This is a genomic window from Streptomyces sp. NPDC096311 (genome assembly GCF_044763085.1).
Taxonomy (GTDB): Bacteria; Actinomycetota; Actinomycetes; order Streptomycetales; family Streptomycetaceae; genus Streptomyces.
Window position 1 is genome coordinate 344,728 of the sequence record NZ_JBIWFN010000004.1, and the last position, 16,409, is coordinate 361,136.

Sequence of the window (16,409 nt, forward strand, 5' to 3'; positions counted from 1 at the left end):
TCTCTCGGTCTCGATGGGGGTAGCGACTACCAGCGGTAGTGCGCGAAGGCCTTGTTGGACTCGGCCATCTTGTGGGTGTCCTCACGCTTCTTCACAGCGGCACCAAGGCCGTTGGAGGCGTCGAGAAGCTCGTTGAGCAGACGCTCGGTCATGGTCTTCTCGCGACGGGCGCGGGAGTAACCGACCAGCCAGCGCAGCGCGAGCGTGTTGGCACGACCGGGCTTGACCTCGATCGGAACCTGGTACGTCGCACCACCGACACGGCGGGACTTGACCTCGAGGGTCGGCTTGATGTTCTCCAGCGCGCGCTTCAGCGTGATGATCGGGTCGTTGCCCGTCTTCTCACGCAGACCCTCCATGGCGCCGTAGACGATGCGCTCGGCGGTGGAGCGCTTGCCGTTCAGCAGCACCTTGTTGATGAGGGAGGTCACCAGAGGGGAACCGTAGACCGGGTCGATGATGACCGGGCGCTTCGGGGCGGGGCCCTTACGAGGCATTTCTACTTCTCCTTCTTGGCGCCGTAGCGGCTGCGGGCCTGCTTGCGGTTCTTGACACCCTGGGTGTCAAGCGAACCACGGATGATCTTGTAGCGAACACCCGGCAGGTCCTTCACACGGCCGCCGCGCACGAGCACGATGGAGTGCTCCTGCAGGTTGTGTCCCTCACCCGGAATGTAAGCGGTGACCTCGATCCCGCTGGTCAGACGCACACGCGCGACCTTACGCAGGGCCGAGTTCGGCTTCTTCGGGGTGGTCGTGAACACACGCGTGCAGACGCCGCGACGCTGGGGCGAACCCTCAAGTGCGGGCGTCTTGTTCTTCTCGACCTTGTCCTGCCGGCCCTTCCGGACCAGCTGCTGGATCGTAGGCACTACTTCTCCGGTTTCTGTGTGCCGAATGGTGAAGCTAACCTGGAACATCTCCGACCCACGCGGTCGGGTGTGTCGAATGCTGCAGACTCCCGCCGCGAGGCGAAAAGGGCGCAGATTACGGTGGCCGGTTACGGCTCGCCTTGCGGTTTGAAGGCACGCACGCGAGCCAGGGCACACCCCAGGCACAAGGTCTGAGCGTACCTACCTCAACGACTTCGGTCAAAACAAATGCTGTCCAGGGCGACACGCCGGACTTCTTGCCACGTCAGCGCGGTGCTCCCGCAGGTCGGACACGACGCGGAGACGGGGCGGCCGTGGGGTCGTTGCGGGGCGCCGATGCGGGGTGAGTGTTGGGCCGGCCTTAGCGCATTCCCGGGACGCTCGTCCCCTAAAGTTTCCGATCCCCGACGGTACCGCGCAATCTCTGTCCCTCGCTGTGTGCCCTTCAGTACCTTGATCGATCGGCTGTGGCGATCGGGGGAACCATGACGGCAGCACACGCACCGGACTCATCCGGGTCATCCGGGTCATCCGGCTCATCGGACTTACCTGGTTCGTGGGACTCGTCGGGCTTACCCGGCGACGGGGGGCTCGACGACCGGGTGCCGTTCCTGGCCCGGCTGGAGAGCGAGGACCGCTCGGCGCTGCTCGATCTCGGGCACGCGCTCTCGTACGCGCCCCGGGTGGTGCTCCTGCACCAGAGCGAACCGTCCTCGCACGTCCTGTTCGTCACGCACGGCTGGACGAAGGTGACCGCGGCGGCCTCCAACGGCTACGAGGCGCTGCTCGCGCTGCGCGGCCCCGGCGACATCATCGGGGAGTCCGCGGCGCTCACCGGGCGCCCGCGGTCGGCCACCGTGACGGCCCTGGAGCCGGTCCGAACGGTCGCGGTCGAACGCGGCCGGTTCACCGAGTTCCTCGCCCGCTCCCCCGCCGTCTCCTTCGCCCTGCTCGGCCTCACCTCCGATCGCACCCGGGCGGCCGATCGGCGCCGCCTGGAATTCGCCTCCCTCAGCGTGCGGGAGCGCTTCGCGATTCTGCTGCTGGACCTCGCCCGCACCCACGGGCGGCGCACCGACCAGGGCATCGAACTCTCCGTCCCCCTGAGCAAACAGGAACTCGCCGGGTCGGTGGGGGCCTCGCGCGAGATGGTCCAACGCCTGCTGAAGGACCTGCGGGAACGGGGGGTCGTGATGACGGGGCGCCGGGCGCTGGTGATCGTGCGGCCGGATGTGCTGCGGCGGATCGCGCGGGGGTGACGTGGGTCTGGTGGATCACTTCGGCTGCCGGCCGGTGGGGGCTGGTCGCGCGGGCGAGAGAGCACGGGTTCTGTGTACGCCGTCACACTCCGACTGCGTCATCCGCCCTCACGTCACCCCCACCCCGCCCGCCACTCTTCTGCCACTGCCGCACCACCTGCGAAAGGCGACCATGACCGACCCCGTGAGCCGGACGATCCTGTTGCTCGACATCGAGAAGTACAGCGACCGGGACGACATCGAGCAGGCGTACCTGCGGCGCATGCTGTACGACGTCGCCGACCGCACCCTGGAGCGCGCCGGCATCGACGAACGCCTGCGCCAGCGCGCCGACCGGGGCGACTCCGTGATGGAGCTGATCGACGCCAACGCGTCCGTCACCGCACTGCTGCGCGCCCTGCTCACCGAGGTCCCCGCCCAGCTGCACGCGGTCAACCGGATGGCGTCCAGCTCGGCGCAGATCCGGCTGCGCGGCGTCGTCGCCACGGGCTACGTCGCCGTGGACGAGCACGACGGGTGGGTCGGCTCCGACCTCAACCACGCCTGCCGCCTCCTCGACGCCCAGCTGCTGCGCGCGGCCCTGCGGGAGCGGAGAGACGACTTCGCGCTGTGCGTCTCGGAGAGCGTGCACACGGGGATCGTGCGGCACGGTCACGCGGGCATCCCCGCCGAGGACTTCCACGCGGTGACCGTGGACAGCAAGAACGGCCCGCTGCGCGCCTGGCTGCACGGCCCGGTACCGGGGGCCGGCGACGACCACAGTGAGAAGGGGGGAACCTCGGTGCCGGGCGCCAGCTCGGGGGAGCGTCCGGCACCGAGGCGGGACCAGCCAGGAGACCAGGTACCCGGGTCCCAGGCCCCCGAGGCCCGCGCGGCCCGGCCCTCCGCCCCTCCCGCGGGCGCCGTCTTCCACTTCGACGGAGGCGCCCCCACCTTCGGCGGCAGCCTCGTCGGCGGCGACCAGCACGGCGTGTCGGGCGGCCAGGTCACCGGAGACGTCCACCTCGGCGGGTCCGGGGGTGAGTCGGCGTGACAGTGCCTCCACCCACGGCGCCGGGCCCCGACGACGTACCCCCGAAGGACGTACACCCGGCCCCCGAACCGGACACCCGGCGCCAGGACGCGGAGGGGGAAGGAGAAGGAGAGCAGGAGCGGCCGCAGGAGGCGCGCGCGGCTCAGCGCGAGCTCTTCGCGCACACCCCGGGGTTCATCCTCGGCTCGGCCGCGTCCTTCGGCGGGAGTCTGGTCGGCGGCGCCCAGCACGGCGTGTCCGGCGGCGAGGTCGCCGGTGACGTCTTCATGGGCGGCAAGACGGAGATCCACCACCACGGCTCGGCGGCTTCGGCGCCGTACGCCTCCGGAGAGATCCCACGGCGCCACCTCGAAGACCTGGACGCCGTCTTCGTCGAGAGCCCCGCCTTCGCCGCCGCCCTGGACCGGCTCCGCGAAGAACGCGTCCTCGTCCTCGCCGGCGCCCACGCCACCGGCCGCCACGCCGCCGCGCTGATGCTCCTGCACCGTCTGGGTGTGCCCGCCGTGCACGCCCTCTCGCCGGAGACGAGCCCGGCGACCCTGAGCGCCCCGCTCACCGCACCCGGCGGGCACGTCCTGCGCGATCTGCCGCTGAGCCGCAACCGGCCGCTGCGCGACACCCACCTCTACGCGGCCCGCGACCAGCTCAAGAAGGTCGACGGGTATCTGGTGGTGACGGTCGAGAACTCACCCTTCCTGCTGGGCGCCACTCCCTCCGTCTGGCAGCCGCCGGAGGCGTCGGCCGTCGTCCGCGCGTATGTGAGCAGGCACCGCACACAGGACACCGACGGCCTCCTCGCCCTCGCCCCGGTGCGGGACTTCCTCGCCCGGGGGCACCATCAGCCCGCCGAGGCGGCCGAGTTCGCGAAGGAGGTGGCGGGTTACGACGGCGGCGAGGCGGCTGCGACCCGGCTCGCGGAGTTCGGGCAGGCGGCCGTGGAGCAGCAGTGCCGGGAGTGGCTGAGCGACCCCGAGTCCACGCTGCGTGACAAGGCCTTCCTCATCTCGCTCGCCGTCTTCGACCGGGCGCCGTACGTCCTCGCCGCCGAGCTCGCCGACAAGCTGTTCGTGCACTTCCAGCGCTTGCAGCACCCCGAGGAGCCACCGGAGATCCCGGTGTTCGGGCTCGCCGCCGAGACCCGGCTCGCGCGGGCCCGCGCCGAGGGGGAAGTGCGGGACGAGGCGACCGAATGGGGCCCGGTACCGCAGTTCACCGCGTTCTTCCGGAAGGAGAACACCCCGCGCGCCCTGCTCACCGAGGTGTGGACGGGACATCCCTCGGCCCGGCCCGCGCTGATCGCCTGGCTGCGCGAGCTGGCCCGCGACGGGCGTCCCGTCGTACGGACCCGGGCCGCCGCGGCCACCGCCATGCTCGCGCTCGCCGACCTGCCCTCCGCGGTCGCGCTGCTGATCGACGGCTGGGCGGTGTCGAAGACGTTCGGCCCCCGTGTCACCGCCGCGAACACCCTCACGCTCGCCCAGCTCCTCGACGCGCCCGTCGTCCTGCGCCTGCTCACCCAGTGGTGCACGGACGCCCACCCGGCCCGCCGCTGGACCGCGATCCGCGCCTTCGGGCTGCTCGCGCCGTTGCGCCCGGACCTGGTGGCCCCGGCCCTGAGCGCCCTCGCGACCCTGGCCCGCGCCGACCACAGCAGCCCGGCCGAGGCGGCCAACCTGATCGAGTCCACGGCCCTGCTGCTCTCGGTGGGCCTCAGGCGCGGCGAGATGCTCTCCGAGCTGGTGCGCCTGCTCCACCACGACACTCCCGCGGTCCGCGCGCTGGCGCTGGGCGCCTTCGTCCTGGCGTGCGACAACGCCGAGGAGGGCGCGCTCGTCGAGTGGTACGCCGGCGACGGCATGTACCAGGCGGACTCGGCCCGCGACCTCGCCACCCTCTGGCGCACCGCCCTCGGCGACCGCGCCCACACCCGGGGCGCCCTGAACGCCCTGCACACCTGGGTGTACGTGGCCGAGCGCCGCCCGGACGCGGCCCAGGCCCTGGAGCTGCTGCTGCCCGCACTGGTCGTCACGGCGGACGACCACAAACGCCTCAGCCACGAACTGGGCACCCTGCGCGGCCGGGACGGCGGCCCGCGCCCGCCTCTCGCCGACCGCCTGCTCGCCGCACTGCGTCCCCCCGTCCCGACAGCCTGACACAGAGTTACGAGGAGTTGACCCATGGCGGAATTCCGCCGCCCGCCGGAGTGGCAGCAACAGGCCGACCGGCACACCACGCTGATCGACCCGGTGCTCACCGTGCGGCCGATCTCCCGTTTCGACTACACGGCCCGGCGGCCGGTCTCCGCGATCGACCACGCACTGGTGTTCGCCACCGCGGGCGGCGGCTACGACGCGTACATGCCCCCGCACCGGCCGAGCCGCACGGACGCCGCGACCCGCCGCTACACCTCGGTCTACGAGGTCGACATGGGCAGCCACCCGGTCCAGCTGGAACTCGAACTGCCCAGCGACGACGACGCGTTCTCGTTCGGCGCCACCGCCGATCTGACCTGGCGCGTCGCGGACCCGATCGCGTACGTGGCCGGCGGCGAACGCGATGTGCCCACACGGCTCGCCCGTGAACTCCACCAGCTGGCGCGACCGGTCAGCCGCCGGTTCTCCATCGAGGACAGCCGGGACGCCGAGGCCGAGGTCCAGTACGCGGTCGAGAGCGGCGTCTTCGCCGACGGCATCGGGCTCGCGGTCACCTGCGCGGTGCGGCTGCGCCTGGACGACGACGCGATCGCGCACAGACGGCGCAAACGGGCGCTGCGCTACGAGGCCGACATGCTCGACCCCGAGCACGAGTACCGACTGCGCCAGGCCCAGCAGCTGCACGAGCTGGAGGTGCTGCGCCAGCACCAGTCCCAGGAGCTGATGGCCCAGAAGATCGCCTTCTACCAGCACCACCTGCAACACGGGGGTGTCGCCCAGTGGGCCTTCCACCTCGCCGCGCACCCCGAGGACACCCGGATGGTCATCAGCGCTCTCCAGAAGGACCAGCTCTCCGCCATCGAGAGCCAGCTGGAGCTGATCGCCGGAGACACCCTGGAGGACTACCAGAAGGCCGAGTCGGCCCGCTCCACCCTGCGCGTCGTCAAGGAACTCAACAGCCGCCAGGAGCCCCCGCCGCAGCCCCCGGTCCCCGGCCGACCGGCGCCACCGCCCGGGGGCGTACCGCAGCAGCCGTACGACCCCTCGCAGCCGCAGCCGTTCAGCCCCTCACCGCCGTACGACCCCTCGCAGCCGCAGCCCTACAACCCCTCACCGCCGTACGGGGCCGCCGCCCAGCCCTACGGCGGCGCTCCGGCCCCCGCAGGCGCACCGGGCGCCTCCTACACCCCGCCGGGGCCGCCCGTGTCCCACCAGCCGTACGTCCCGCCCGCGCCCGGAACCGTGCCGCCGGGGCCGTACCAGGCGCCCCCGGCCGCGCCCGCCGCCGGTATCCCGTACGACCAGGCTCCGCCGCCCCCGGCCGTGGCTCCCACGCCCGTCATTCCGCCCGCGCCCTCCGCCTATCCGCCGCCGCCCCCGCCCCAGGCGCCGGAGTCCGCCGAGACGGGCCCGGAGTGACCACCACCGCTCCCGGCGCCAGAACCGCCGAACGGCTGCTGGCGGAGCTGCGGGGCGAGATCGCCCGGGCCGACAGCAAGGCGTCCGTGCTCGTGGCGGCGCTCGGGATGACGGCAGGGGTGTTCAGCGGGCTGCTGGCCGGACGGAACTGGTCGCCGAGCTCGCTCTCCGCACCCGGTACGGCCGTCTGGTGGACCGGCGCCCTGGCCCTCGCCTTCGCCCTGTTCGCGCTGCTGCTCGCGGTGCTCCCCCGGTACCGCGCCAGTTCATGGGCCCCGGGCCGGCCCCTCTGTTTCTTCGGCGACATCCAACAAGCCGTACGTGAAGGTCAGTTGGCGACCGCTCTCGCCGACACCGACCGCGACCCCGCCGTCGGACTCACCGCGGCGCTCACCGAGACCAGCCGTATCGCCGCCCGCAAGCACCAGTGGATCCGCACCGGCCTGATCGCCTTCTGCGCGGGCACGGTGCTGCTTCCCGCCGGGCTGCTCATCGGCTGACGTCCCCATCCTGAAGGAGCCCCACCTTGTCCTACCCACCAGACCCGGCCGCCCCGGAGCCCGGCCCCGGCTACCCGGACCCCCCGTACCCAGGCACGCCTTCGCCCCCGTACCCAGGCACGCCCGCGCCTTCGTACCCTGGGGCTGCCTCGACTCCGCCCCCCTATCCCGGGTCCGCCGTTCCCTCGCCCCCGTATCCGGGGTCCGCCGCTTCCGCACCCCCCTATCCGGGGTCCGCCGCTTCCGCACCCCCCTATCCGGGGTCCGCCGCTTCCGCACCCCCCTACCCCGGGTCCGCCGCTCCCCCGCCCCCCTACCCCGGGTCCGCCGCTCCCCCGCCCCCCTACCCCGGGTCCGCCGTTCCGCCCCTGTACCCGGAGCCCTCCGCGCCCCCGTCCTATCCGGGCGGCGCACCCCAGTACCCGGCGGCCGGGGCCGCCGGGTACCCCGCGGCGCCGCCCGCCTACCCGGGGGCCACGCCCACGTACCCGAGCGGCCCGCAGCCCACCGCCACCGCACCGCCGTACATCCCGCCGCAACCGCCCCCCGCCCCCACACCCGCGGCACCGCCGGAGGCCCCCGCACCCGACGACCTCGACTACCGTCACGCGGGCTCCCGCATCCACGTGGCCGCGCACCAGCGCGGTGCCGACGCCACCGCGATCGGGCAGCTGGCGGTCCAGGTGCCGGGCTTCCTGGTGAGCCTCGCCGTGGTCGCCTCGTTCGCCGTGGGGATCCTCGGCACGGCCATCGGCTGGCTGGTCATCCTCGCCTGGCTGGCCTCCGGGGCGCTCGTCTTCCACCGGCCCACCGAGCTGGCCTTCGCCCGGCACGTGATGAAGCTCAGGACGCCGCTCGCCGAGGAGCGGGCCCGTCTGGAGCCGATCTGGCGCGAGGTCACCGCCCGAGCGGGCATCGAGCCACACACGTACGAGCTGATGGTAGAGAACAGCACGGACCTGAACGCCGTGGCGGCCGCCGGCCATGTCGTCGGCGTCACGACGTACGCGCTGAACGAGATCCCCAGCAGCAACCTCGCCGCCGTACTCGCCCATGAGCTCGGCCACCACACGGGCGGTCATGCCTGGACGGGCCTGCTCGGCTACTGGTACTCCCTGCCCGGTCGGATCGCCTGGGCCTTCATGCGGGGCATCGCCCGGATCGCGATCCGGGTCGCAAGCGTCTTCTCGCTCGCCGCGACCGGGATGGTCTACCTCTTCATCGGGATGTTCGTGATCGGCGGGTTCGTCGCCGCCTGGTACATCACCGTGCCGCTCGTCGTCGCCCCCTATCTGCTCGCCTACGTGGGACGCCAAGGCGAGCTGCGTGCCGACCGGCAGGCGGCCGACCTCGGCTTCGCGCCCCAGCTGGCGCAGGTCCTGTACCACTTCCAGGCCCAGGAGGACGCCGTGAAGGCGCAGGCAGCGGCGCAGGGCAGGCAGCTCAAGGAACCGGGCGGCCTGGCCAGGCTGCTGACCACCCACCCGGACAACTACACCCGGCTCCAGGCCCTGGAGCCCTACCTCCAGCTCGGCCGCTGACCACGGACGACCGGCACCGGACAACGCCGAAGGGCGGCCACCCCGTACGAAACGGAGTGACCGCCCTTCAGTACTTCAGACGTACGCCTTACTGGTTGTACGGACCGTAGTCGTAGTCCTCCAGCGGGACGGCCTGGCCGGAGCCGGTGCCGAACGGCGAGTAGTCGATGTCGTCGTAGCCGACGGCCGAGTACATCGCGGCCTTGGCCTCCTCGGTCGGCTCGACCCGGATGTTGCGGTAACGGGACAGACCCGTACCGGCCGGGATGAGCTTACCGATGATGACGTTCTCCTTGAGGCCGATCAGGGAGTCGGACTTGGCGTTGATCGCCGCGTCCGTCAGAACCCTGGTCGTCTCCTGGAAGGACGCCGCCGACAGCCACGACTCGGTCGCCAGCGAGGCCTTGGTGATACCCATCAGCTGCGGACGGCCGGAGGCCGGGTGGCCGCCTTCCTGGACCACACGACGGTTCTCGGTCTCGAACTTCGAGCGCTCGACCAGCTCGCCGGGCAGCAGCTCCGCGTCGCCCGACTCGATGATCGTCACACGGCGCAGCATCTGCCGGATGATGATCTCGATGTGCTTGTCGTGGATCGACACACCCTGCGAGTTGTAGACCTTCTGGACCTCGCCGACCAGGTGGACCTGGACGGCACGCTGACCCAGGATGCGCAGCACGTCGTGCGGGTTGGTGGCACCCACGGTGAGCTTCTGGCCCACCTCGACGTGCTCGCCCTCGGACACCAGGAGCCGGGCACGCTTCGAGATCGGGAACGCCGTCTCGTCGCTGCCGTCGTCCGGGGTGACCACGAGCTTCTTGGTCTTCTCGGTCTCCTCGATCCGCACGCGGCCGGAGGCCTCGGAGATCGGGGCGACACCCTTGGGCGTACGAGCCTCGAAGAGCTCGACGACACGGGGCAGACCCTGGGTGATGTCGTCACCGGCCACACCACCGGTGTGGAAGGTACGCATCGTCAGCTGGGTACCGGGCTCACCGATGGACTGGGCGGCGATGATGCCGACCGCCTCACCGATGTCGACCAGCTTGCCGGTGGCCAGCGAACGGCCGTAGCACATGGCGCAGGTGCCGACGGCGGACTCGCAGGTCAGGACCGAACGGGTCTTGACCTCCTCGATGCCGTGCTTGACCAGCTCGTCGATGAGGACGTCGCCGAGGTCGGTGTTGGCCGGGGCCAGCACCCTGCCGTCGACGGTGATGTCCTCGGCCAGCGCACGTGCGTACACGCTGGTCTCGACGTTCTCCGCCTTGCGCAGGACACCGTCCGCGCCGCGCTCCGCGATGTGCAGCTTGAGGCCACGGTCGGTGCCGCAGTCCTCCTCGCGGATGATGACGTCCTGGGAGACGTCGACCAGACGACGGGTGAGGTAACCCGAGTCGGCGGTACGCAGAGCCGTGTCCGCCAGACCCTTACGAGCACCGTGCGTCGAGATGAAGTACTCCAGCACCGACAGGCCCTCACGGAAGGAGGCCTTGATTGGACGCGGGATCGTCTCGTTCTTGGCGTTCGACACCAGACCACGCATACCGGCGATCTGACGCATCTGCATCATGTTTCCTCGGGCACCCGAGTCAACCATCATGAAGATGGGGTTCGTCTTCGGGAAGTTCGCGTTCATCGCCTCGGCGACCTCGTTGGTCGCCTTGGTCCAGATCGCGATGAGCTCCTGAGTGCGCTCTTCCTTGGTGATCAGACCGCGCTCGTACTGCTTCTGGACCTTCTCGTCCTGCGCCTCGTAGCCCTTGACGATCTCCTTCTTCGCCTCGGGAACGACGATGTCGGAGATGGCCACGGTGACGCCGGAGCGGGTGCCCCAGTAGAAGCCGGCCGCCTTCAGGTTGTCGAGCGTCGCCGCCACGATGACCTTGGGGTAACGCTCGGCCAGGTCGTTGACGATCTCGCCGAGCTGCTTCTTGCCCACCGAGTAGTCGACGAACGGGTAGTCCTCGGGCAGCAGCTCGTTGAAGAGCGCACGGCCCAGGGTCGTACGGAGGCGGAAGGTGTCACCCTGCTGCCACTCGGGCTCGCCCTCCTCCTGCGCCGGCGGGGTCCAGCCACGCGGCGGGATGGTGCCCACCGGGAAGCGGATGTCGACGGCCGACTGGAGCGCGAGCTCCCCGGCGTCGAACGCCATCGTCGCCTCGGCGGTCGAGCCGAAGGCACGGCCCTCGCCCTTGACGTCGCGCAGCTCGCCGTCCGTGGTCAGGAAGAACAGACCGAGGACCATGTCCTGGGTCGGCATCGTGACCGGGCGGCCGTCGGCGGGCTTGAGGATGTTGTTCGAGGACAGCATCAGGATGCGGGCCTCGGCCTGCGCCTCCGCGGAGAGCGGCAGGTGGACGGCCATCTGGTCACCGTCGAAGTCCGCGTTGAACGCGGTGCAGACGAGCGGGTGGATCTGGATGGCCTTGCCCTCGACCAGCTGCGGCTCGAAGGCCTGGATGCCGAGGCGGTGCAGCGTGGGCGCACGGTTCAGCAGAACCGGGTGCTCCGCGATGACCTCTTCCAGGACGTCGTACACGACCGTGCGACCGCGCTCGACCATCCGCTTGGCGCTCTTGATGTTCTGCGCGTGGTTCAGGTCGACCAGGCGCTTCATCACGAACGGCTTGAAGAGCTCCAGCGCCATGGCCTTGGGCAGACCACACTGGTGCAGCTTCAGCTGCGGACCGACGACGATCACGGAACGCGCGGAGTAGTCCACACGCTTGCCGAGCAGGTTCTGACGGAATCGACCCTGCTTACCCTTCAGCATGTCGCTGAGGGACTTCAGCGGACGGTTGCCGGGGCCCGTGACGGGGCGACCACGACGGCCGTTGTCGAAGAGCGCGTCGACGGCCTCCTGAAGCATGCGCTTCTCGTTGTTCACGATGATCTCGGGGGCACCGAGGTCAAGGAGTCGCTTCAGACGGTTGTTGCGGTTGATCACGCGGCGGTACAGGTCGTTCAGGTCGGAGGTCGCGAAGCGGCCACCGTCCAGCTGCACCATCGGACGCAGGTCCGGCGGGATGACCGGCACGCAGTCGAGCACCATGCCCTTGGGGCTGTTGCTGGTCTGCAGGAACGCGGAGACGACCTTGAGGCGCTTGAGCGCACGGGTCTTCTTCTGGCCCTTGCCGGTGCGGATGATCTCGCGGAGGCGCTCGGCCTCCTCGTCGAGGTCGAAGGACTCCAGGCGCTTCTGCAGCGCCGCGGCACCCATCGAACCGTCGAAGTACGTGCCGAAGCGGTCACGCAGCTCGCGGTAGAGGAGCTCGTCACCCTCAAGGTCCTGGACCTTCAGGTTCTTGAAGCGGGTCCACACCTCGTCGAGACGGTCGATCTCGCGCTGCGAACGGTCACGCAGCTGCTTCATCTCACGCTCGGCACCCTCGCGCACCTTGCGGCGCACGTCGGCCTTGGCACCCTCGGCCTCGAGCTCGGCCAGGTCGGTCTCGAGCTTCTTGGCGCGGGCCTCGAGGTCGGCGTCGCGACGGTTCTCGATCTGCTGACGCTCGACGGAGACGTGCGCCTCCAGCGAGGGCAGGTCGCGGGTGCGGCGCTCCTCGTCGACGAACGTGATCATGTACGCCGCGAAGTAGATGACCTTCTCGAGGTCCTTCGGGGCGAGGTCGAGCAGGTAGCCCAGACGCGACGGAACGCCCTTGAAGTACCAGATGTGGGTGACGGGAGCGGCCAGCTCGATGTGGCCCATCCGCTCACGACGCACCTTGGCGCGAGTGACCTCGACGCCGCAGCGCTCACAGATGATGCCCTTGAAGCGGACACGCTTGTACTTACCGCAGTAGCACTCCCAGTCCCGGGTCGGACCGAAGATCTTCTCGCAGAAGAGTCCGTCCTTTTCGGGCTTGAGGGTGCGGTAGTTGATGGTCTCGGGCTTCTTGACCTCGCCGTGGCTCCACTGACGGATGTCGTCAGCGGTGGCCAGACCGATCCGGAGCTCATCGAAGAAGTTGACGTCGAGCACTATGCGTCAATCCCTCTCAGGGTTGTAAGTCTTGGGGTCTGAAACGGGGGTCCTGGGGCCGGCGGGCCTTATGCACCTTTTCCAAGGGCGTTCAAAGGCCCGCCGAACTCCCGTCAGACCTCTTCGACGCTGCTCGGCTCGCGCCGGGACAGGTCGATGCCGAGCTCCTCCGCCGCGCGGAAGACGTCCTCGTCGGTGTCACGCATTTCGATGGACATACCGTCGCTGGACAGCACCTCCACGTTGAGGCAGAGAGACTGCATCTCCTTGATGAGCACCTTGAAGGACTCGGGGATGCCGGGCTCGGGGATGTTCTCGCCCTTGACGATGGCCTCGTAGACCTTCACGCGGCCGGTCACGTCGTCGGACTTGATGGTCAGCAGCTCCTGGAGGGCGTAAGCGGCGCCGTACGCCTCCAGCGCCCACACCTCCATCTCACCGAAGCGCTGGCCACCGAACTGGGCCTTACCACCCAGCGGCTGCTGGGTGATCATCGAGTACGGACCGGTCGAGCGGGCGTGCAGCTTGTCGTCGACCAGGTGGTGGAGCTTGAGGATGTACATGTAGCCGACCGAGATCGGCTCCGGGAACGGCTCGCCGGAGCGGCCGTCGAACAGCGGCGCCTTGCCGGTCGGGAGCACCATCCGCTCGCCGTCCCGGTTCGGGATCGTGTGCTGCAGCAGACCCGCGAGCTCGTCCTCACGCGCACCGTCGAAGACGGGGGTGGCGACGTTGGTGCCCGGGGCGACCACGTCGGCCTCGATGGCCTGCAGTCGCTGCGCCCAGTCGTCGGCGAGACCGGAGACGTCCCAGCCGCGGCTGGCGAGCCAGCCGAGGTGGATCTCCAGGACCTGTCCCGGGTTCATTCGGGACGGGACACCGAGCGGGTTGAGGATGATGTCGACCGGGGTGCCGTCCTCCAGGAACGGCATGTCCTCGATCGGCAGGATCTTGGAGATGACGCCCTTGTTGCCGTGACGGCCGGCGAGCTTGTCACCATCCGTGATCTTGCGCTTCTGCGCCACGTAGACACGAACCAACTGGTTCACGCCCGGCGGCAGCTCGTCGCCCTCTTCACGGTCGAAGACGCGGACGCCGATGACCTTGCCGATCTCGCCGTGCGGCACCTTCAGCGAGGTGTCGCGCACCTCGCGCGCCTTCTCACCGAAGATCGCGCGGAGCAGGCGCTCCTCCGGGGTCAGCTCGGTCTCGCCCTTGGGCGTGACCTTGCCGACCAGGATGTCGCCGGCGACGACCTCGGCACCGATGCGGATGATGCCGCGCTCGTCGAGGTCGGCAAGGACCTCCTCGGAGACGTTCGGGATGTCCCGGGTGATCTCCTCGGGGCCGAGCTTGGTGTCACGGGCGTCGACCTCGTGCTCCTCGATGTGGATCGAGGAGAGGACGTCGTCCTGCACGAGGCGCTGCGACAGGATGATCGCGTCCTCGTAGTTGTGACCCTCCCACGGCATGAACGCCACGAGCAGGTTCTTGCCGAGCGCCATCTCGCCGTTCTCGGTCGCCGGGCCGTCGGCCAGAACCTGACCGGCGATGACCCGGGCGCCCTCGTCCACGACAACCTTCTGGTTGACGGAGGTGCCCTGGTTCGAGCGCGAGAACTTGTGCAGGCGGTACGTGGTGTACGTGCCGTCGTCGTTGGCGGTGGTGACGTAGTCCGCGGAGACCTCCTGGACCACACCGTCCTTCTCCGACTTCAGTACGTCACCGGCGTCGACCGCGCAGCGGTACTCCATGCCGGTGCCGACCAGCGGCGCCTCGGACTTGATGAGCGGCACGGCCTGGCGCATCATGTTCGCGCCCATGAGGGCACGGTTGGCGTCGTCGTGCTCGAGGAACGGGATCATGGCGGTCGCGACCGACACCATCTGGCGCGGCGAGACGTCCATGTAGTCGACGTCCTCACCGGGGACGTAGTCGACCTCTCCGCCACGACGGCGGACCAGAACGCGGGACTCCTCGAAGCGGAGCTCGTCCGTCAGCGGCGCGTTGGCCTGCGCGATGACGAATCGGTCCTCTTCGTCGGCCGTGAGGTAGTCGACCTCGTCGGTGACGACACCGCCGGTGACCTTGCGGTACGGCGTCTCGACGAAACCGAACGCGTTGACCCGGCCGTAGGAGGCGAGCGAGCCGATCAGACCGATGTTCGGGCCTTCGGGGGTCTCGATCGGGCACATGCGGCCGTAGTGCGAGGGGTGCACGTCACGGACCTCGAAGCCGGCCCGCTCACGGGAGAGACCACCCGGGCCAAGAGCCGACAGACGGCGCTTGTGGGTGAGACCCGACAGCGGGTTGTTCTGGTCCATGAACTGCGACAGCTGGCTGGTGCCGAAGAACTCCTTGATGGAGGCGACGACCGGCCGGATGTTGATCAGGGTCTGCGGCGTGATCGCCTCGACGTCCTGGGTCGTCATGCGCTCGCGGACGACGCGCTCCATACGAGCCAGACCCGTGCGGACCTGGTTCTGGATGAGCTCGCCGACGTTGCGCAGACGACGGTTGCCGAAGTGGTCGATGTCGTCCGTCTCGACGACGATCTGCGTGCCGTTGTCACCGACGGTCTCGGTCTCACCGGCGTGCAGCTTCACCAGGTACTTGATCGTCGAGATGATGTCCTCGACGGTCAGGATCCCGGCGTCGAGCGGGGCCTCGCCGCCCAGCTTCTTGTTGACCTTGTAACGGCCGACCTTCGCGAGGTCGTAGCGCTTCGGGTTGAAGTAGAGGTTCTCAAGAAGCGTCTGCGCGGCCTCGCGGGTCGGGGGCTCGCCCGGACGCAGCTTGCGGTAGATGTCGAGCAGCGCGTCGTCCTGGCCCTGGGTGTGGTCCTTCTCCAGGGTGGCGCGCATGGACTCGTACTCGCCGAACTCCTCGAGGATCTGCTCGGTCGTCCAACCGAGAGCCTTCAGGAGAACGGTGACGGACTGCTTGCGCTTGCGGTCGATGCGGACACCGACCATGTCGCGCTTGTCGATCTCCATCTCCAGCCAGGCACCCCGGGACGGGATGACCTTCGCGGAGAAGATGTCCTTGTCGGACGTCTTGTCGATGGAGGAGTCGAAGTAGACGCCCGGCGAGCGGACGAGCTGCGACACCACGACACGCTCGGTGCCGTTGATGACGAAGGTGCCCTTGTTGGTCATGAGCGGGAAGTCGCCCATGAAGACCGTCTGGGACTTGATCTCGCCGGTCTCGTTGTTGGTGAACTCGGCGGTGACGAAGAGCGGGGCCGCATACGTGAAGTCGCGGTCCTTGCACTCGTCGATGGAATTCTTCGGGGGTTCGAAGCGGTGGTCCCGGAACGTCAGGGACATCGACCCGGAGAAGTCCTCGATCGGGGAGATCTCCTCGAAGATCTCCTCCAGACCGGACTTCGTGGGGACGTCCTGTCCGTTGTCCAGAGCCGCCTCGACACGAGCCTTCCACGCGTCGTTGCCGAGCAGCCAGTCGAAGCTCTCGGTTTGCAGCGCAAGAAGGTTCGGAACCTCGAGGGGCTCCTTGATCTTTGCAAAGGAGATGCGCAGCGGGGCGGTGCTGGCGCCGTTGTTCGTATTCGCGGTCGAGGCAGTGCGCGAGGCGGCCAAGAGGGGGTCCTTCCGAGGGCTCGGACTCACTACGCGCGTACCGGCC

Annotated in this window: 10 protein-coding genes; 6 read left to right on the plus strand and 4 right to left on the minus strand. The window is 69.4% G+C overall.

The annotated features are described in order from the left end of the window. Positions 1–26 precede the first annotated feature (26 nt). Together rpsG and rpsL are read right to left on the minus strand one after the other, a co-directional pair. The gene (rpsG, locus tag ACIRA5_RS13175) at positions 27–497 is read right to left on the minus strand and encodes a 30S ribosomal protein S7 (protein WP_003992340.1); all 471 of its coding nucleotides are present in this window, start codon (positions 495–497) and stop codon (positions 27–29) included. A 2-nt stretch (positions 498–499) separates the two neighbouring features. After that, on the minus strand, positions 500–871 hold the full coding sequence (gene rpsL / locus ACIRA5_RS13180; protein WP_003948652.1) for a 30S ribosomal protein S12: 372 nt from the start codon (positions 869–871) through the stop codon (positions 500–502). Positions 872–1,473: 602 nt separating this feature from the next. Here rpsL and ACIRA5_RS13185 point away from each other — a divergent pair. The 6 genes from ACIRA5_RS13185 (at position 1,474) to ACIRA5_RS13210 (ending at position 8,776) form a co-directional block, all read left to right on the plus strand. Then, a complete protein-coding gene (locus ACIRA5_RS13185) occupies positions 1,474–2,130 on the plus strand; it encodes a Crp/Fnr family transcriptional regulator (RefSeq protein WP_403690315.1) in 657 nt (218 codons plus the stop codon). Between the two features lie 172 nt (positions 2,131–2,302). After that, positions 2,303–3,163, plus strand: a complete 861-nt coding sequence (locus tag ACIRA5_RS13190) for a hypothetical protein (RefSeq protein WP_403690318.1) — start codon at positions 2,303–2,305, stop codon at positions 3,161–3,163. Continuing rightward, positions 3,160–5,316: a hypothetical protein gene (locus tag ACIRA5_RS13195; protein WP_403690320.1), complete on the plus strand. Its 2,157-nt coding sequence runs from the start codon at positions 3,160–3,162 to the stop codon at positions 5,314–5,316. The genes ACIRA5_RS13190 and ACIRA5_RS13195 overlap by 4 nt, the downstream gene beginning before the upstream one ends. Before the next feature lie 24 nt (positions 5,317–5,340). Then, a complete protein-coding gene (locus tag ACIRA5_RS13200; RefSeq protein WP_403690323.1) occupies positions 5,341–6,735 on the plus strand; it encodes a hypothetical protein in 1,395 nt (464 codons plus the stop codon). Beyond that, a complete protein-coding gene (locus tag ACIRA5_RS13205) occupies positions 6,732–7,235 on the plus strand; it encodes a Pycsar system effector family protein (RefSeq protein WP_403690326.1) in 504 nt (167 codons plus the stop codon). Before ACIRA5_RS13200 ends, ACIRA5_RS13205 begins: the two co-directional genes overlap by 4 nt. Before the next feature lie 626 nt (positions 7,236–7,861). Then, positions 7,862–8,776: a M48 family metalloprotease gene (locus ACIRA5_RS13210; RefSeq protein ID WP_403690329.1), complete on the plus strand. Its 915-nt coding sequence runs from the start codon at positions 7,862–7,864 to the stop codon at positions 8,774–8,776. Positions 8,777–8,864: 88 nt separating this feature from the next. Here ACIRA5_RS13210 and ACIRA5_RS13215 read toward each other — a convergent pair whose 3' ends face one another. Further along, positions 8,865–12,764 carry a DNA-directed RNA polymerase subunit beta' gene (locus tag ACIRA5_RS13215; protein WP_097285836.1) on the minus strand — a complete coding sequence of 1,300 codons (3,900 nt, stop codon included), beginning with the start codon at positions 12,762–12,764 and terminating at the stop codon, positions 8,865–8,867. A 113-nt stretch (positions 12,765–12,877) separates the two neighbouring features. Further along, on the minus strand, positions 12,878–16,363 hold the full coding sequence (rpoB, locus tag ACIRA5_RS13220) for a DNA-directed RNA polymerase subunit beta (protein ID WP_403690332.1): 3,486 nt from the start codon (positions 16,361–16,363) through the stop codon (positions 12,878–12,880). Positions 16,364–16,409 lie beyond the last annotated feature (46 nt).